Origin of the sequence: Limisalsivibrio acetivorans (genome assembly GCF_000421105.1) — a bacterium.
GTDB lineage: Bacteria > Chrysiogenota > Deferribacteres > Deferribacterales > Geovibrionaceae > Limisalsivibrio > Limisalsivibrio acetivorans.
In genome coordinates, this window is the sequence record NZ_ATWF01000001.1 from 1,196,729 (window position 1) to 1,212,652 (window position 15,924).

The 15,924-nt window shown below is 51.0% G+C and carries 14 protein-coding genes; 6 read left to right on the top strand and 8 right to left on the bottom strand.

The window, feature by feature from the left end:
• Positions 1–78: 78 nt before the first annotated feature.
• Both K300_RS0105750 and trhA read right to left on the bottom strand, forming a co-directional pair.
• Entirely contained in the window at positions 79–702 is a 624-nt protein-coding gene (locus K300_RS0105750) for a cyclase family protein (protein ID WP_022850715.1), read from the bottom strand.
• A gap of 51 nt (positions 703–753) precedes the next feature.
• Positions 754–1,428 (bottom strand): PAQR family membrane homeostasis protein TrhA, encoded by a 675-nt coding sequence (gene trhA, locus K300_RS0105755; protein ID WP_022850716.1) that lies wholly within the window; start codon positions 1,426–1,428, stop codon positions 754–756.
• A gap of 225 nt (positions 1,429–1,653) precedes the next feature.
• Here trhA and K300_RS0105760 point away from each other — a divergent pair, with 225 nt between their 5' ends.
• Complete coding sequence (locus K300_RS0105760; RefSeq protein ID WP_022850717.1) at positions 1,654–2,553, top strand: DUF362 domain-containing protein; 900 nt, start codon at positions 1,654–1,656, stop codon at positions 2,551–2,553.
• Positions 2,550–4,112 carry a 4Fe-4S dicluster domain-containing protein gene (locus tag K300_RS14725; protein WP_022850718.1) on the top strand — a complete coding sequence of 521 codons (1,563 nt, stop codon included), beginning with the start codon at positions 2,550–2,552 and terminating at the stop codon, positions 4,110–4,112. The genes K300_RS0105760 and K300_RS14725 overlap by 4 nt, the downstream gene beginning before the upstream one ends.
• Before the next feature lie 32 nt (positions 4,113–4,144).
• Here K300_RS14725 and K300_RS0105770 read toward each other — a convergent pair whose 3' ends face one another.
• From K300_RS0105770 to K300_RS16050, 6 genes are all read right to left on the bottom strand, one after another.
• Complete coding sequence (locus tag K300_RS0105770) at positions 4,145–4,942, bottom strand: DUF362 domain-containing protein (protein WP_022850719.1); 798 nt, start codon at positions 4,940–4,942, stop codon at positions 4,145–4,147.
• Between the two features lie 120 nt (positions 4,943–5,062).
• A complete protein-coding gene (locus K300_RS0105775; RefSeq protein ID WP_022850720.1) occupies positions 5,063–7,132 on the bottom strand; it encodes a TRAP transporter permease in 2,070 nt (689 codons plus the stop codon).
• Positions 7,133–7,200: 68 nt separating this feature from the next.
• The gene (locus K300_RS0105780; protein WP_022850721.1) at positions 7,201–8,202 is read right to left on the bottom strand and encodes a TAXI family TRAP transporter solute-binding subunit; all 1,002 of its coding nucleotides are present in this window, start codon (positions 8,200–8,202) and stop codon (positions 7,201–7,203) included.
• Between the two features lie 174 nt (positions 8,203–8,376).
• Positions 8,377–9,279: an ABC transporter substrate-binding protein gene (locus K300_RS0105785; protein WP_022850722.1), complete on the bottom strand. Its 903-nt coding sequence runs from the start codon at positions 9,277–9,279 to the stop codon at positions 8,377–8,379.
• Positions 9,276–10,637 carry a sigma-54-dependent transcriptional regulator gene (locus K300_RS0105790; protein WP_022850723.1) on the bottom strand — a complete coding sequence of 454 codons (1,362 nt, stop codon included), beginning with the start codon at positions 10,635–10,637 and terminating at the stop codon, positions 9,276–9,278. The genes K300_RS0105785 and K300_RS0105790 overlap by 4 nt, the downstream gene beginning before the upstream one ends.
• 3 nt (positions 10,638–10,640) lie before the next feature.
• Positions 10,641–12,296 carry a sensor histidine kinase gene (locus K300_RS16050; protein ID WP_022850724.1) on the bottom strand — a complete coding sequence of 552 codons (1,656 nt, stop codon included), beginning with the start codon at positions 12,294–12,296 and terminating at the stop codon, positions 10,641–10,643.
• Positions 12,297–12,379: 83 nt separating this feature from the next.
• Here K300_RS16050 and K300_RS0105800 point away from each other — a divergent pair, with 83 nt between their 5' ends.
• The 4 genes from K300_RS0105800 to K300_RS0105815 are packed head-to-tail and all read left to right on the top strand — an operon-like array spanning position 12,380 to position 15,921.
• Entirely contained in the window at positions 12,380–12,994 is a 615-nt protein-coding gene (locus K300_RS0105800; protein ID WP_022850725.1) for a protein-L-isoaspartate(D-aspartate) O-methyltransferase, read from the top strand.
• Positions 12,995–13,042: 48 nt separating this feature from the next.
• Entirely contained in the window at positions 13,043–14,332 is a 1,290-nt protein-coding gene (locus K300_RS14735) for a TIGR04013 family B12-binding domain/radical SAM domain-containing protein (RefSeq protein WP_022850726.1), read from the top strand.
• A 59-nt stretch (positions 14,333–14,391) separates the two neighbouring features.
• Positions 14,392–15,009, top strand: a complete 618-nt coding sequence (locus tag K300_RS0105810; RefSeq protein WP_022850727.1) for a class I SAM-dependent methyltransferase — start codon at positions 14,392–14,394, stop codon at positions 15,007–15,009.
• A complete protein-coding gene (locus tag K300_RS0105815; RefSeq protein WP_022850728.1) occupies positions 15,010–15,921 on the top strand; it encodes a hypothetical protein in 912 nt (303 codons plus the stop codon).
• Positions 15,922–15,924 lie beyond the last annotated feature (3 nt).

Here is a 15,924-nt window from a genome sequence, read left to right on the forward strand (position 1 = left end):
TCACAGTCAAATACCCCTCATCGGGGTAGGAATCATACTCATATGAATAGGAGGATAGAAGTATTCATCAAGGGTGAATCAGCGAAAAATTCCTCCGGCACGTACTGGCGCACCGTCTGAATCATCAAATTTTAACGGAAAGCAGTAAAAGTCAAACACTGGAGAGGATATTTCATTAAGATTTTTGAGATTTTCCACAATAACCATCCCAGAGCCGAGCAGGATTTTATGAACTGCAAAATCTTTAGTATCCACAGGGTCTACGGATATGGCATCAACACCGACACCCTTGAGATCCGCCGCTGCGAGTATGCCTGCCGAATCTTCATCCATCACAGGGAAGTTTTCAAAGTATTCATCACGCCCCCACTTTGAGTCCCATCCGGTTTTAAGGATGAAGTAATCGATATCGGAGAGATCAAGGCTTCTCAGCATATCTCCGGTGATAACAAGGGTATTGGCCGGAACATCACAGATAAAAGCCTTACCTGTAAAATGGGAGAGCGGATATTCCTCAAGCCGCTTTCCCTCCTCTATAAGGTGGTATGGTGCATCAACATGGGTTCCGGTATGTGAAAAGAGATTAAGCCTTGTTTCCACAAAGCCCTCATCTTCATAGGCGCATTCTTTGATAAAAACAGGAGCCTCTGTGCCCGGATAAACGGGCATGGAGGGGGAAATTATATGTGTCAGGTCAATCATCGCATCCTCGCAAAAAAGATACTTTAATGCGAGGATTGCATATTGTCAATATTATGCCATGGGAAGAATATAGAGCAGTATTGCCATGAAATGGCAGAAGCTCCCGCCCAGAACAAAGAAGTGCCATATCTCATGGAAACCGAAGATTCCGGGCCAGGGGTTCGGCTTCTTCATGCCGTAGATTACTGCACCGACACTGTAGAGCATCCCCCCCGAAGCGAGCCATATAACACCGCCGAGTGGAACTGTCTGAACTATGGGATATATAGCAACGATGCACACCCAGCCCATAAGGAGATATATTATCGTGGAGAACCACCTGGGGGCGGTTATCCAGAGAATCTTGAAAAAGACCCCTGCAGCGGCAAGCCCCCACACAACGCCGAAGATGCTCCATCCCCATGCACCCCTTAGAGGAACAAGGCAGAAGGGTGTATAGGTTCCCGCAATCATAAGAAATATCATTACATGATCGAAACGCTTCAGGAGCCTCGTTCCTTTCTCATTCAACGGGAGCAGATGATAAAGCGCACTGGCGAGATAGAGGAGTGTCATAGAGGTTCCATAAACAGAGAAAGATACTGTGTGCCAAGGCGTAGAACGGTATACGGACATAGCCACAAGCACCGTTAAAGCTGTAAGCGAAAGAAACGCTCCCACGAGATGGGAAAAACCGCTCACAGGTTCCTTGAATCGAATAGCTTTTGCTCTTGTTTTATTCTCCATTACTGCTGCCCTCTTTAGTGTTGTGATCCTAAATATATCACCCGTGCTTCAATAATAAACAGTTTTTCGCATATTTGCTAAATTTCTAACATTATTACGAATTATCCTTGTCATAATGACATACTGTTGTCATTGATATTACTCTTTGATATAATTTATCCATAATTGTGACACTGATTTGACTGACTCCATGAGTACTGTATAATTGCATTGTGAGGAACAAAAATGATTAACAGAAGAAGATTCCTTAAGGCCGGACTGGCCGCCGGATTAACGGTGGGTGCATACAGTTCCGGACTGGTTAAAGCCTCGGCGGCTGAAAAGAAGGCTGATGTTTTCGTCATTGAATCGAAGGACACTGAAAAGTCTATAAGAGCACTTATGAACAAACTGGGCGGAATGAGTGCTTTCGTTAAGAAAGGTGATACAGTTCTGCTCAAGCCTAATATGGCATGGTCCAGAGCTCCGGAGTATGCGGCGAACACTAACCCCGATGTCGTGGCGGCTGTGGTGAAGCTCTGCCTTGAGGCTGGAGCGGGAAAGGTACAGGTTACCGACAACTCCTGCAACAGCATGAAGAGCGTGTACTCCATAAGCGGCATCGCCGAAGCAGCGGCAAACGCTGGTGCAGAGGTGTTTTACCCCAGAAGACAGCATTATGAAAAGATGCGCATCAACGGAGATTTCGTCGATGAATGGGAGGTCATGAAACCTGTCATAGAGGCGGATGTTCTCATTAACATACCCATAGCCAAACAGCACGGCTCCTCCCGGATAACTGCGGGGATGAAGAACTGGCTCGGTGCAGTGGGGGGCAACCGGGGCTTTATGCATCAGGACATACATAGATGCATTGCAGACCTCGCCGCCTTCTTCAAGCCGGACTTGACCATTATCGACTGCACAAGGGTTCTGATGCAGGGGGGCCCCACTGGCGGTGATCTGGATGATGTCCGCAGGCTCGATATGGTTATGGCATCCCTTGACCCCGTTGCTCTGGATGCTGTAACGGCTAAACTGCTCGGTGCAAAGCCGGAAGATATCGATTTCCTACGTTATGCAACAAAGAAAGGTTTGGGCACGATGAATCTGGACGAGATTAATATCAATCAAGAGAAGGTATGAATCTACGTAATCTGAGAAGGATTTCCCAGCTCACAGTCCTGATTCTATTCGTATATATCTTTCTGCAAACCCGCCTGGACACGGGTGATTTCACGAGTGCGGTGAGCCTCAAAAGCAACATGAAGGCGTTCTTCGCCATAGATCCTCTGCACGCTGTTTCAACCCTCCTCTCCGCAGGGGATGTATTCCCTCTGCTGTGGTTTTCGCTAATCACAGTGGGGATAACACTGCTCTTTGGCCGTGTTTTCTGCGGATGGTTCTGCCCCTTCGGCACACTCCACCATATCACAGGCAAGCTGGCAGAGCGGATGGGCTTCTCCCCCTCATACTCCTATTCCCCAAAGCAGAGACTAAAATACTATATACTTGTTGCGCTTCTGGTTTCTGCAATCATGGGTGTTAATTTGGCAGGATACATGGATCCCCTGTCCCTGCTTGTCCGCTCCCTCGGCTCCTTCTTCATACCTCTCTTACAGTGGAGTGCGGAGGGGCTTCACAACATATTAGGTACCGCCGGCATCAATGCGGATCCTATGATGTTCTATCTTGCGGACCACGTTTTCGGCACGGACTACGTATATATTGGACAGGCCTTTCTCATCGGCCTTATATTCCTCACCCTTCTCGGTATGAACTTTATCCACAGACGCTTCTGGTGCAGATTTCTGTGCCCTCTCGGGGCATTGCTGGGGCTCATATCGAAGTTCTCCCTTTTCAGGATTAAATCCGCCCCCTGCTCCTCCTGCGGTAAGTGCCTGAACGACTGCGAGGGTGCGGCGGACCCCATGGGGGATGTGCGTACGGAGGAGTGTCTTATGGTTCTTAACTGTCTGGAGGCATGCCCTGAAAGCGCCATAGGGTGGGGTATGGAGACAAAGCCTGCAAAGATAGATCTCAGTAAACGGCATACTGGAACCGCTCTTCTCGCTGGGTTTGCAGCCGCTCCTCTCTTCCGTCTGGGGCTCCATGATACTCGACCCGTACCAGGACTTATAAGACCCCCCGGAGCTCTTGCGGAGAAGGATTTCCTTGATAGATGCGTCCGGTGTGAAGCGTGTATACGTGTATGTCCGGAGAATTTTCTACAGCCCGCTCTCCTTGAGGGGAGGCTTGAGGGTCTCTGGACACCCATTGGCAACGGCAACACCGGATACTGCGAATACAGCTGCAACATATGCGCCGAGGTATGCCCCACCGGTGCCATAGAACTCCATCCTGTTGCGGAAAAGAAAAAGATCTCCATCGGAACAGCCTTTATCGACCCGGGCAGGTGCCTCCCCTTCGCCTTCGACCGTAACTGTATAGTTTGCGAGGAACACTGCCCCACACCTGAAAAGGCGATCATCTTCCGTGAAACCGACAGGAAAGCAACGGACGGGCAGGTCATAAAGGAGCCTGTGATTGTCCCCGACCTCTGCATCGGCTGTGCCATATGTCAGGCGAAGTGCCCCGTTGTGGACAGCCCGGCCATATACGTAACATCCGTTGGTGAAACGAGGGATCCGGACAACCGTATGCTCCCCGATTTCGAGATGCCCTCAGGAAGTCCCTACGGATAATAAAAAAGCCCCTCTTCCAAGGGGCGTACTGTCTAATATTCTGTATATTCAGCCTCGCCGAGGACTCCGTTGGCAAGCTTAATATGCTCAACAGTCTTCCAGCCGAATCCGAGTAGATCCGCACCCCATGCATCGATGGAAACGGGATCGAAGGATGCCGCAAGCCTGTTCTTCGGCGGGTCGCATTCCGGCCCGTATAGGTGCGCCTCCTGCATCCCCACCGTTGCGTCAAGGAGGGTGAAATCGGCTTGTCTGTACTGGTTCAGGTCGAACACAGCCTCGTGCATTCCCTTATGGAACTCCGCCTTCTTCCAGTGCCCCCCTTTCTGATAGTGGGAGGGTGGTGCGGCACCCATCATATTCTTCATGGATAGGGTAACATCCGCCAGAGTGTGCGCCTTGAGGACAGGGATATTGAATATAAAGCTGTCAAAAAGTATCTTCGGAAGGGTCATCTCCGGCCAACGTGTACATTCGGGCTTCTCCAGTGTTATGCACTCCTCATGATTCAGATCCATCAGGTGGACACCCTTAAGCTTGGCCATCTCTTCGTATCCGAGTTCACGAAATACATCCGCTGTTTCGTTACTGGCCGAGCCTGTACCTTCGGCTATGATAATCTCACAATTTTCCACCGTCCTGCGCAGGTAGTCTATAACCTCCCCCACAAGCTCAGCCGGGGTTGTTATCGGCGGTTTTCTGGGCTCCACAAGGTTCGGTTTCAGGAGAATCCGCCTGTTTTGAAGTTGCTTAACCACGTCTGTTTTATCGAGCAGACGCTCCACGGTGTCGTGCCAGTTGTCGAATTTTTCCACGTATACTTTGCTCATAATTACTAAACTACAGCATCTGTATTCCATTTTCAAGGCGGCGAATTTACACAAAAAAAGGCGGGCACCAGGGCCCGCCGCAGATTCAGATAGAGGGTACAAACATCTATAGGAGGCTTGTTACTCACTATATGCCGGTTCACCAGCCCTCCCCTCTCCGTTCACCTTCTTATTGGTGAACTTAAGGAAGACAAAAAGTGCGATGAATATTCCTATACCGATGAAGTTCATCGTATGAGAGGGCCAGAACAGGAAGAATGCATTTATTCCAAAGAATATGCGGAACATCCAGTTCAGATCCCGCACGAAGTAGCCTTCGAAGAATATGGCAAACACAAAAAGGCCCAGCACCCCCGCAATGACAAACTCCACCGTTTCAATAAGCGGGCCCTGGAAGAGTATAGCAGGCTCGAAGATAAACATGATGGGGATGATATAAAGCCCTTTGGCCAGCTTCCAAGATTCAACACCGGTTTCAAGGGGCTTACTCCCCGCAATACCCGCCGCAGAATAGGCGGCCAGACAAACTGGTGGCGTAACGTTCGCATCCTGGGAATACCAGAAAATCAACAGATGCGCCGCCAGCAGGGCCCCTTGGGCCACCTCGTTCGGCACTAGAGCCGTCATATTCTGCAACACCTGCGGATTGGCGAGCATCTCCGCTGTCATGCCCATATTTGCAATGATGTAGTCCTTCATCATAAGGGATACGAGGGAGGGAGCCGCAAGAACCGCAAGTACGATATAGGATGCGGTAACGGGAAGACCCATACCGAGAACGAGTGAGGCAAGGGCGATGAGAACGATGGTGAGGAATATGGAGCCCCCTGCGATGGTTGTGATCATCATGGAGAACTTGATACCCATTCCCACCATGAGAACAACGCCGATAACGATACCGGAACAGAGAAGGATTACACCTGTGGTAACCATGTTCTTTGCACCGAGGGCGAGGGCGTCCATAACATCACGGAAGCTCATGCGTGTATTCTTGTTTACCCAGCTTGCGGCGATGATGGAGAGTATACCGAGGCTTGCCGCAAAAGTGGGTGTGAAGCCTTTCATAAGCAGTGTTACCAGAACAATTATGGGGATGAAGAAGTTCCACCCCTCCTTTATAACATCCCTGAATCGAGGGAGATCCTCTTTGGGTATCGGCTGAATCCGTCTCTTCTTCGCCCTGAGATGGATAAAGAAGGTTACCGAGAGAAAGTACATAAGGGCGGGGATGAGCGCAACGCCGATGATCACAAGATACGATATCTGCGTCCACTGGGCCATGATGAAGGCTCCCGCACCCATAATCGGGGGCATAAGCTGTCCGCCCGTACTCGCTGCAGCCTCAACACCACCTGCGAATTTAGGCTTGAATCCTATCTTCTTCATCATCGGGATGGTGATGGAACCGGTTCCAACGGTGTTGGCAACGGCACTTCCCGATACGGAGCCCATCATACCGCTGGCAAATACCGCCATCTTTGCAGGTCCCCCGGTGGTGTGCCCGAGCAGGGACACTGCGAGCTTGATGATGAAATCACCAGCTCCGGACTTTATGAGGAACGCTCCAAACAGCACAAAGAGAAACACAAAGGTCGATGATATCGTTGCGATGGTTCCGAATATGCCGTCGGGAGCAAAATACATACGGTAGAGCATACGGTCCACAGTTACGCCGGGGAAGTTCCACATCCCACCGAAAAACTGACCGAAATAGAGTGCGTATGAGAGGAATAATATGGATAACGTGGGTATGAGCCAGCCGGTGGTTCGCCTTGTTATCTCGAGCATCAGCACTATGGCGATACCGGCAAATACAAGATCCACGGTTGTTGTCACTTCATTACGTGCATGCAGAGCGTCTTCAAATAATACGAGATAGAATGCCACCGCCAATGAAAGCAGTGAGAGTATGTAATCCAGCGGCAAAGTCTTCTTTTCAACCTTTTTATTAATGGGATAAAGGATATAACCCATGAAAAGAATGAGTCCGAAGTGTACTGCGTTTCTCTGGATCTCGGGCATGATGCCGACCGTATTAATCCAGAGGTGGAAGAGTGATGTCAGGATACCGAAACCGTATATCAGTTTGGTCTGCCATTGATTCAGGTCGCGCTGGGCGACAAGAACCTCCCCGCTGTCCTCTTCCTGCAGGCTGTTGTCCGGAACTATGTTTAATTCTTCCTTGCTCATTTCAGTTCTCCTTACCAGAGGTCAAAAAATGGGAGGGGAGTAACCCCCTCCCGGACAGTTTTGTTTTTTTACTTAAGGTGTGCGGGTATATCGAGACCCACTTCTTCGTAGTATCTAAGGGCGCCGGGATGAAGCGGAACGGGGAGACCGTTTACAGCTTCCTTGATGTTCATAACCTTGGTCGCCTTGTGGATGTTGTTAAGGAAGGGGAGGTTCTCATAGATAGTCTTGGTTACGAGATAAACAACCTCTTCGGGTACATCCTTGCGTACAACAAGAAGGTTGGGCTGGGCGATGGTGTTGATATCCTTGGATTGACCGGGGTATACACCAGCCTTGATAACCTCTCTGGTCCAGATGGGGTATTCCTTCTGGATCTCTGCAAGCTGCTCATCGCTGAAATCAAGGATCTCAACGTTCTTCTCGCCGAGCTGTGCATAGAGCTGAGTGATAGCTGCAACGGGAGTTCCTGCGGGGATGTTTGCGCCGACAATACGCTTGTCCATCATAGCCTGAGCAGAGGGGTTGTAGCCGAGGTATTCGAGGCTGAGGCTTTCGGGATCTATGCCGAGTGCCTTTAGGATAGTACGTCCGGAACCTTCGGTACCGCTTCCCCTTTTACCGATGGAGAACTTGCCGTCGAGACCTTTGAGGTCTGTAACGGTGCCGGATTTAACAGCATCCTGAAGAACGGCAAAATGCTCAACGTTCTTCCAGAGCATTGTAACCGAGCGGAAGTCCTTCTCGGGCTTGCCTTCGTATTTACCTGTTCCATTATAAGCCTCAAGTCCGAAAAGAGCCTGAAGGATAGCGAAGTCCGCCTCGCTGTTCTTGAGCATCTGGATGTTCTCGCCGGAACCTGCAGAGTTGATTGCAGTGGCTGTGATGTTCTTGCTCTTTGCAAGCTTGATGCTGATAAGTGTTCCAATGGCAACACCTACGGGATAGTAGGTTCCGCCTGTTGTGGCTGTGGCGATAATAAGGTTTTTCTCATCCGCCTTAGCCTGTGAGACAGTGAAGCCCACTGCCATACAGAAAACCAGTAAAAATGCGGCAATTCTTTTAAGCATAACGTTCCTCCTAATTAATCTGGATTTTCAAACGCAATTATAATGCCAGATCACAAACCACTGATAATACAGGATGCAGGGATCAGAAGAGTGAGCCTTAACCGCTCCATGAGCGGATACCGCTCATGGATGTTATCCCAAACGTTCTTTGGCGGAGATGAACAAAAGATTCATTCAGCGGATAATACGGTCTGCGATAATCAGGAGGGATATGGGGATATTCAGGCCGATGCGTTCGGCTGTGCGTATGTTGAGGGCAACCATGAAATGCTCGATGGCAAGAACGGGGGTTTCCTCTATGGGGTTGCCGTTGATTACCTCTGTACTGAGCCTTGCGGCAAAGCGTCCGGCACGGTATTGGTCTATAACGAGTGCAAGGAGAACGCCCTTCTCCACTAGGGAGGCGTTCTCGGATATGGTGGGTATCCCCTTGGCGTGTATACTCGCCAGCACCTCACTGCTAACCCTGACGCTCCCCGGTATATAGACCACATCCGGCTTATACTCCTCAAGACGCTCGTTCACGTTGCCGAAGTAGGGATACGGTATCTCCACCACATGATAGCCGAGGAAGTCCGATAGACGCTCAAGCTCGGAGAGGCTGTAAAGATAATCATGATCCTCCAGTTGCTTGAGGATGCCGAGGGTTTTGAAGTCTGTTATATTCCTGAGTGCGTTGAGCTGTTCCTGAATGGGGATCTTCGTACTGACACCCGTGGCCTTTGCGGAGGGCTGTTTACGGCTTGCCACGATCCCCTCTTCCACAGGGTCCTGCACCATCACAAACACCTTCGGCGCATCGGGATCCTTACGGCGCACAGCCTTGATAGCCTCCAGACTGCTGGCGAGGTAGAAACGATCCGGTATGGTTACGGCGTAATCCAGATACTGCTCCATAAGCTCTTCGTCACGGTTGCAACCGAAGGTGTAGAACCTCGCCTCGGGGAATTCACGTATTATGCCGTCACGAAAGCCTTTTTCTATCAGGCTGTCGTTCTCCCAAGAGAAGAGAAGGAAGTTCTTGGCATGGGCACTGAAGCTCAGGAGGAGGCAGAAGAGAAGTATTCGGATAATCATTCATCCTCCTGACCCAGCCTCTGGAGCCTTCTTTTGAGGGAATGCCTGCTTATGCCCAAAAGCTTGGCCGCCTCGGACTTAACACCCTTCGCTTTTATAATTGCATCCTGAATAAGCTCGTACTCGATCTTAGCCAGATAGACATCAAGGTTCATATCTGCGCTGAAGGGCCTTTTAACCGAAGGCTCGGAGACAGCGCTCTTCTGCATTTCCGGCGGGAGCTGTCCCACATCGATAACATGGTTCGCAGACATTATAACAAGCCGCTCAATGAGGTTCTTAAGCTCACGAACGTTACCCGGCCAGGCGTAGTTTGAGAATATATTTTTAACGCCGCCGGAGAGGATAAGCCTCTCACGCCCGAAGCGTTTCGCATACTCCTGCAGAAAATGCTCCGCCAGAAGAAGCACATCCCCTTCCCGCTCCCTTAAAGGGGGAACAAAAACAGGGATTACATTCAGCCTGTAATAGAGGTCCTCACGGAACTCCCCCTCACGGATAGAACGCTCAAGATCCCTGTTTGTGGCGGCCACTATGCGCACGCTCACATTTATCTCACGGTTCCCCCCCACACGCCGGAAGGTCTTCGATTCCAGAAAACGGAGAAGCTTAGCCTGCAGAGGGAGTGGAAACTCACCTATCTCATCGAGGAAGAGTGTTCCGCCATCCGCCATCTCAATTAGCCCCACCTTCTTCTCTTTGGCATCGGTGAAGGCTCCCTTCTCATGGCCGAAAAGCTCACTCTCAAGAAGATGCTCTGGAAAGGCGGAGCAGTTTATGTCTATAAACGGTGTCTCCTCGCCGCCGCCGAGGGTGTGCACAGCCTTGGCAACCAGCTCCTTACCAGTTCCGCTCTCCCCACGTACAAGAACGGTGCATTCGGGGATATTCCCCAGCCTCTCCAGCTGGGAAAGGAGTTCGGCAACGGGTGTACTCTCACCCACAATCTGATGAAGTCCCTCCACATTCCGCCTGCGCAGATGCTCCACCTCGCTGGTGAGCCGCATCTCCTGATACGCCTTCTCCGCAAGCAGGATTATCTCATCAAGCTCGAAGGGCTTGTTTATGAAGTCGTAGGCTCCTGATTTCATTGCATTTATGGCGGAGTCCATATCGCCGTGGGCAGTGATCATGATCACCTGCATTGTGGAGGTGTCCAGCCTGTCCAATATCTCAAGGCCGCTCATATCGGGTAGACGGAGATCGAGCAGGACTATATCCGGTGATATGCCGGGGAGTGCGCTCAAAAAATCAGTTCCGTTATGGTAGCTCTGCACAGAGTATCCCTCATCGGTGAGGGCTATGCTCAGGGAGTTAACAAGAACCTTTTCGTCATCAACAATAGCTATATGGGGCATTATCTATTCCTTAAAGAGGAGGCGGAACTCCGTCCCCTCCCCCTCTCTGCTTTTAAGTTTATAGGATATCTCGTTCTGCTTGAGGAGCGTGAAAACCACCGAGAGCCCAAGCCCTGTACCTTCGCTTGAGAGGGTGAAGAAGGGGTCGAATACCCTGTCCAGCTTGTCTTCGGGGATACCTTTGCCGTTATCCCTGATACTCAGACACGCCCTCCCCGTTTCCGGATCCATACAGCTCTTCACCCATATCTTCCCCTTCCCTCTTTCGACGGCGGCAAGGGCGTTCAGCAGGAGATTCACGATTATCTGGTGTGTCTGGGAGGGATCCACATTAACGTTTATCTCCTCCACCTCGTCATAGAGTGTAACCTCTTTATCCTTAAGGTCTTTATTCATAAGCTGTATACAGTTGTCCGTAATCTTCTTCAAGGGGTATTCGATCCTGTTGGAGGGCCCCGGCTTGGAGAAATTCAGCAGATCACCTACGATCTTGTTCAGCCTGTCCACCTCCTCAAGAACGCCTGTGGCAAGGGACACATTCGATTCGGTGCGTATTCGCTTCAGCAGAACCTGAATACTCGTCTTTATGCCGGCCAGCGGATTCTTGATCTCATGGGCGATACCTGCGGACATCAACCCGAGGGAGGCGAGCTTGTTCGCCTGCATAAGCTCGTTCTGGCGTTTCTGCAGATCCTCCGCCATCTGGTCGAAGGCATCGGCAAGCATCCGCATCTCCTTACCTGTGCGAAGTTTTATGCGGTAATCCATATCCCCTTTGGAGAAACGACGTATCCCCTCAAGGATGGAACGGACAGGGGTGAGGATCCTCCCCACGAACATCAATGCCGCACCGAGGGCGATGGCGGCGATTATCATCGCAAAGAGGATGCTCTTCTCACGCAGGGCGTATATATCCTTGAAAAGGACACGTTCGGGGATCTCTATGGAGACCTGCCAGTCAAGGGGGAGGATCTCGGTGCGGTAGACCTTTATCTCCTTCTCATAGTTCTCAAAAACCTCGCCGTTATCATAAACAACAGCACCCTCTCCGGATGTTATGCGCTTATGGATCCCCTCGCCGAGGTCTGCGGAATCAACAAACTCTGTAAAAACATTCAGCGGTATATCAAAAACAAGCAGGCCTACGGGAACGGTTTCGTCCTCGAAATCGTAAACACGCTTCATCATAAGTATCTTATCACGTCCGAACTGCTGTTTTACGGTGAAGTCATCCTGAAAGCCGTCGAGAACCGTGGTTTTGAGGTGTTCGGGCTCTCTGTCCGGCGGAACGGACATAACCGCCTGACCATCGGGGGTATAAAGGCTGATCCCGCTGAAAAGGTCGGAGTTTGCCCTGTAAACGTTCAGCTTGCTGTAAACCGCCTCCATCCTCTGGCCGTAGGAGAATTGGAGGAATGAGAGCTGTATAAGAGGGTTATTCGAGAGTTCAAGTATGTCCCCCCTCGTTTTCTCGTAGGAGCTTTCGGTCTGCTGAGAGATTCTCTGCACGAGCTCCGTAAGCTGTTTCTCAGTGATTCGGCTGATGGAACCCGATGCCGCAGTAAATGAGAAATACGATATGATAAGCATCGGAAGGAATCCGAAGATGAAGTAGAAAAGCAGAATTCGGGCTCTGAATGAAAGGCTGTTTACTCCCATAGGTTAATATAAGCACGAATCATGATTTTTGGAAAACATAAAATAGACTGGAATTTTCAGAACGGTATTTGATAAAATAGGTTATGTGGAGCTATGACCTTTCAGGCGTTGAGGACCAGAGGGTCATCGATGCCGTAAACCGAGTGGACAGAGCGCATTTCGTACCCGAGGAGCTTAAGGGGAGTGCGTACTATGACGGCCCCCTCCCCATCGGCTCCCATCAAACCATAAGCCAGCCCTCGCTCGTGGCCATGATGACCCAGTACACCCTCCCCAGATCGGAGGCAAAGATTCTTGAAATCGGCACAGGTTCCGGTTATCAGGCTGCAATCCTTGGTGAGGTTTTCGGCGAGGTATACACCACAGAGATCATTCAGGATCTCGCCGAAGAGGCTTCGGAACGGCTCGAAAGGCTTGGGTATGACAACGTGCACGTGAAGCATTCCGACGGATACGACGGCTGGATCGATGAGGCCCCCTTCGATGCAATACTCATAACGGCGTCCGCCCCCGAGTTCCCCGATGAGCTTCTGGATCAGCTCAAGGACGGAGGCAGGATGGTGTACCCTCTGGGTAAGCAGGGGGGAGTTCAGGAGCTTGTGATAACCATCAAAAAGGACGGCAAACTCAAGCACTTCACGGCTGGCTATGTCCGTTTCGTGCCTATGACAGGACGGATCATGGGGCATACTCCGTAGCGGCATTTTGCTATTCCACTTTTCCGTTTTAGACGATATATTCCACCCATGCCGAACGTTATATTCCTTGTAACCAAACATAACCGTGCCAGCGTGTCCGCTCTGGCCGCCGCAATGGAGGAGAACCCGTTAACCTCAGAGGTTCCCTTCACCTATGCAAAAACACCGGAGGAGATCACCGCCGGCTCCGTTGCTGTAATATCATTCACAACGCTTAATATATTAGAGACAGCCGAGGCGGTTCACTCCATAAGGGAACGGTGCGGTGAGGAGATAACCATAATCGCAGGGGGCGCCCACCCCAGTGCTGAACCGGAAGAAACCCTCAGGCTCGGTGCGGACTATGTTATTCGTGGTGAAGGGGAGATAAGCTTCCCCGGGTTCATAAACTCGCTCATAAGAGGGGACGACCCCCTCTCCGTAAAAGGGGTGAGCGGCTGGAGAAACGGCGAGGCGGTGATTAGCGGCTATTCCCCAAAGGTTGAACTCGATAAGCACGCACCCTTTCCTGTCCGGCCTAAAAACTTTTCATATATCGAAATAACAAGGGGATGCCCCGCCGCATGCAGGTACTGTCAGGCCAGCTACCTTTTCGGAAACAGCTACAGGCACAGGAGCATCGAAAATATCAACTACCACCTCAAAAGGGTTGTGGATGTGGGGATGAAGGATATCCGATTCTCCACCCCCGACTGCCTCTCCTACGGCGTCCATAAAGGGGAGAGCCCCGATCTGGACATAGTTCAAAGGCTTCTGGAAACGATGAGCGAAACCGCCAAAGATCGCAACATCTATATGGGAACCTTCCCCGCAGAGATCTGGCCCGCCTCGGTGAGCAGAGAGGGGATCGGATTACTGAAAAGATACTGCGCCAACAGCAACATCGTAATCGGAGCCCAGACGGGCAGCGAAAGGATGCTTGAACACCTCCACCGCAGGCACACGGTGCAGGATGTCATAGACGCAGTGAGGATAATACGGGAAGCGGGCTATATAACCAATGTGGACTTCCTCTTCGGACTCCCGGGGGAAACCGAAGAGGACGAAATACTCAGTCTCAAACTTATGGAGGAGCTCACCACCATGGGTGCAAGGATCCACGCCCACGCCTTTATGCCGCTGGCCGGCACCCCGCTCTCCCATTCACCGCCGCCGGTTTTCTCTGAAAAAACGCTCAAGGCGCTTAACCGACTCACAGGTAAGGGGCTTGAGTTTGGCCAATGGAGAAGACAGAGGAACGCCGCCAGCATGATATACCACTTCCGCAAACGTTTCCTTGAAACAGGAGATACACACGCCTCCAAAGCCTACGCAGAAGAGGTGAGCTCTATCCTCTGAACCTCATTCTGTTGAAGTTATCCTTCTATCATGGTAGGAATATGACACCGGAGGTGGAGATGAAATCAGAGTTCGACAAGAAGGCCAGAGAATGGGATAAGAAGGAACGCAGGGTACGTGTGGCAAAGGAGATTGCCGCATCAATCCTTGAACGCACAAAGGTTCCCGAAGGTGCGGACATACTCGATTACGGCACCGGAACAGGCCTGGTTCTGCTCAGCTTCGCCGGCAGAGGGGGAACCCTCACCGGTGTGGACACCTCCGATGAGATGCTTAAGGTGCTCCGGGAAAAGGCGGAAGAGGATGAGATCACAAACCTTAGCACCGCCGTAATCGACATAGAGAGCGCACGCTTCCCCGGGGAATACGACCTCATAACAGCCAGCATGGTAATGCACCACATGGATAAGCCGTATCTCCTTGTAAAGGAAGCGGAAGAGGCTTTGAGGCCCGGAGGATTCTTCGCAGCAGCGGATCTTGAGGAGGAGGACGGCTCCTTCCATGATGCTTCCCACTCGGTTAAATACGCCGGATTCAGCAAAGAAGCCATGCAAAGTATGTTCCACGATGCAGGTCTTATCGATATAAAATCAGAAAAAGTAACCGAGATCGTAAAGGAGAAGGACGGAGAAGAGAAAAGCTACTCCGTTTTGCTCACCATAGGATGCAAACCCTGAATGATTGAACAGAAACGCTGTCCCATAACATACGAACCGGTTAAGACAAGCACATACTCCTCCTCCGGACTGAGCAGGTTGGGGGATAATCTCCAGACCCTTAAGGCTGTGCCCATGCATCTGGAGGATATAAAGCAGAACAGCGAAACCATCCTAAAAGGCTTCCCCTCAGGGGTGCACGCAAGGTTCGACAAGAACAGCGGAGGTTTTGCACCCCTTGAAAAAGGGGGCTTTATGCTCGTTCCCGGTACAAAATACGCAAAAGAGGCGGAGAACAGAGACCTCACCCTTAAGCTGGCCAGAATAAGCGGGATAAGCGTTCCCTTCCATGGGCTGGTGAAGTGCCTGTGCGGCAATTATGCGATGTTCATGGAGCTCCCCCGCAGTAAGGGAAGGAGTGCATTTGTCGTTCCACGGATAAAGGGGAGGATAAGGAACACCTTCGGCAAGGTTGCCTCGGAGGCTATGAACCTCTGCTCCCATAGGGAGGCGGACCGGATGAAGCTCCTTAGAAGCACCGTATTCCGCTTCCTCACCGGTGACCCTATACCGGGTGAACTCCTTCTCGAATCGGACAGTACCGGAATATACCTCGCAAACAGAGCGGACTACATAAACCAAAAGGTATATAAGCCCGATGCGAGGGACTCACGCCTTAAGCTCAACGGTAAAAAACGGAATCTGGGAAACGAGGATCTTTTCGAGTACTTCGCCTGCGAACTTCTGGGAATGGACGAAAACGCCCTGGCGGCGGCTGTGAACGAGTTCCGCTTCGCCCTCATAGGCTGGGGGCACATCATAGGAAGCAGTTTTCTCCTTGATGAGCAGAAGCAGGTATATAGAGATATCGTCACAAGAAGGCTCGCCGCCCTTGAAATTGATGCGGTGGATACCAAGAATATAGATAAATAGACG

Excerpts from the sequence above, each read along its gene's own strand:
- K300_RS0105750 (WP_022850715.1), bottom strand. The coding sequence starts at position 702 with ATGATTGACCTGACACATATAATTTCCCCCTCCATGCCCGTTTATCCG.
- trhA (WP_022850716.1), bottom strand. The coding sequence starts at position 1,428 with ATGGAGAATAAAACAAGAGCAAAAGCTATTCGATTCAAGGAACCTGTG.
- K300_RS0105760 (WP_022850717.1), top strand. The coding sequence starts at position 1,654 with ATGATTAACAGAAGAAGATTCCTTAAGGCCGGACTGGCCGCCGGATTA.
- K300_RS14725 (WP_022850718.1), top strand. The coding sequence starts at position 2,550 with ATGAATCTACGTAATCTGAGAAGGATTTCCCAGCTCACAGTCCTGATT.
- K300_RS0105770 (WP_022850719.1), bottom strand. The coding sequence starts at position 4,942 with ATGAGCAAAGTATACGTGGAAAAATTCGACAACTGGCACGACACCGTG.
- K300_RS0105775 (WP_022850720.1), bottom strand. The coding sequence starts at position 7,132 with ATGAGCAAGGAAGAATTAAACATAGTTCCGGACAACAGCCTGCAGGAA.
- K300_RS0105780 (WP_022850721.1), bottom strand. The coding sequence starts at position 8,202 with ATGCTTAAAAGAATTGCCGCATTTTTACTGGTTTTCTGTATGGCAGTG.
- K300_RS0105785 (WP_022850722.1), bottom strand. The coding sequence starts at position 9,279 with ATGATTATCCGAATACTTCTCTTCTGCCTCCTCCTGAGCTTCAGTGCC.
- K300_RS0105790 (WP_022850723.1), bottom strand. The coding sequence starts at position 10,637 with ATGCCCCATATAGCTATTGTTGATGACGAAAAGGTTCTTGTTAACTCC.
- K300_RS16050 (WP_022850724.1), bottom strand. The coding sequence starts at position 12,296 with ATGGGAGTAAACAGCCTTTCATTCAGAGCCCGAATTCTGCTTTTCTAC.
- K300_RS0105800 (WP_022850725.1), top strand. The coding sequence starts at position 12,380 with ATGTGGAGCTATGACCTTTCAGGCGTTGAGGACCAGAGGGTCATCGAT.
- K300_RS14735 (WP_022850726.1), top strand. The coding sequence starts at position 13,043 with ATGCCGAACGTTATATTCCTTGTAACCAAACATAACCGTGCCAGCGTG.
- K300_RS0105810 (WP_022850727.1), top strand. The coding sequence starts at position 14,392 with ATGAAATCAGAGTTCGACAAGAAGGCCAGAGAATGGGATAAGAAGGAA.
- K300_RS0105815 (WP_022850728.1), top strand. The coding sequence starts at position 15,010 with ATGATTGAACAGAAACGCTGTCCCATAACATACGAACCGGTTAAGACA.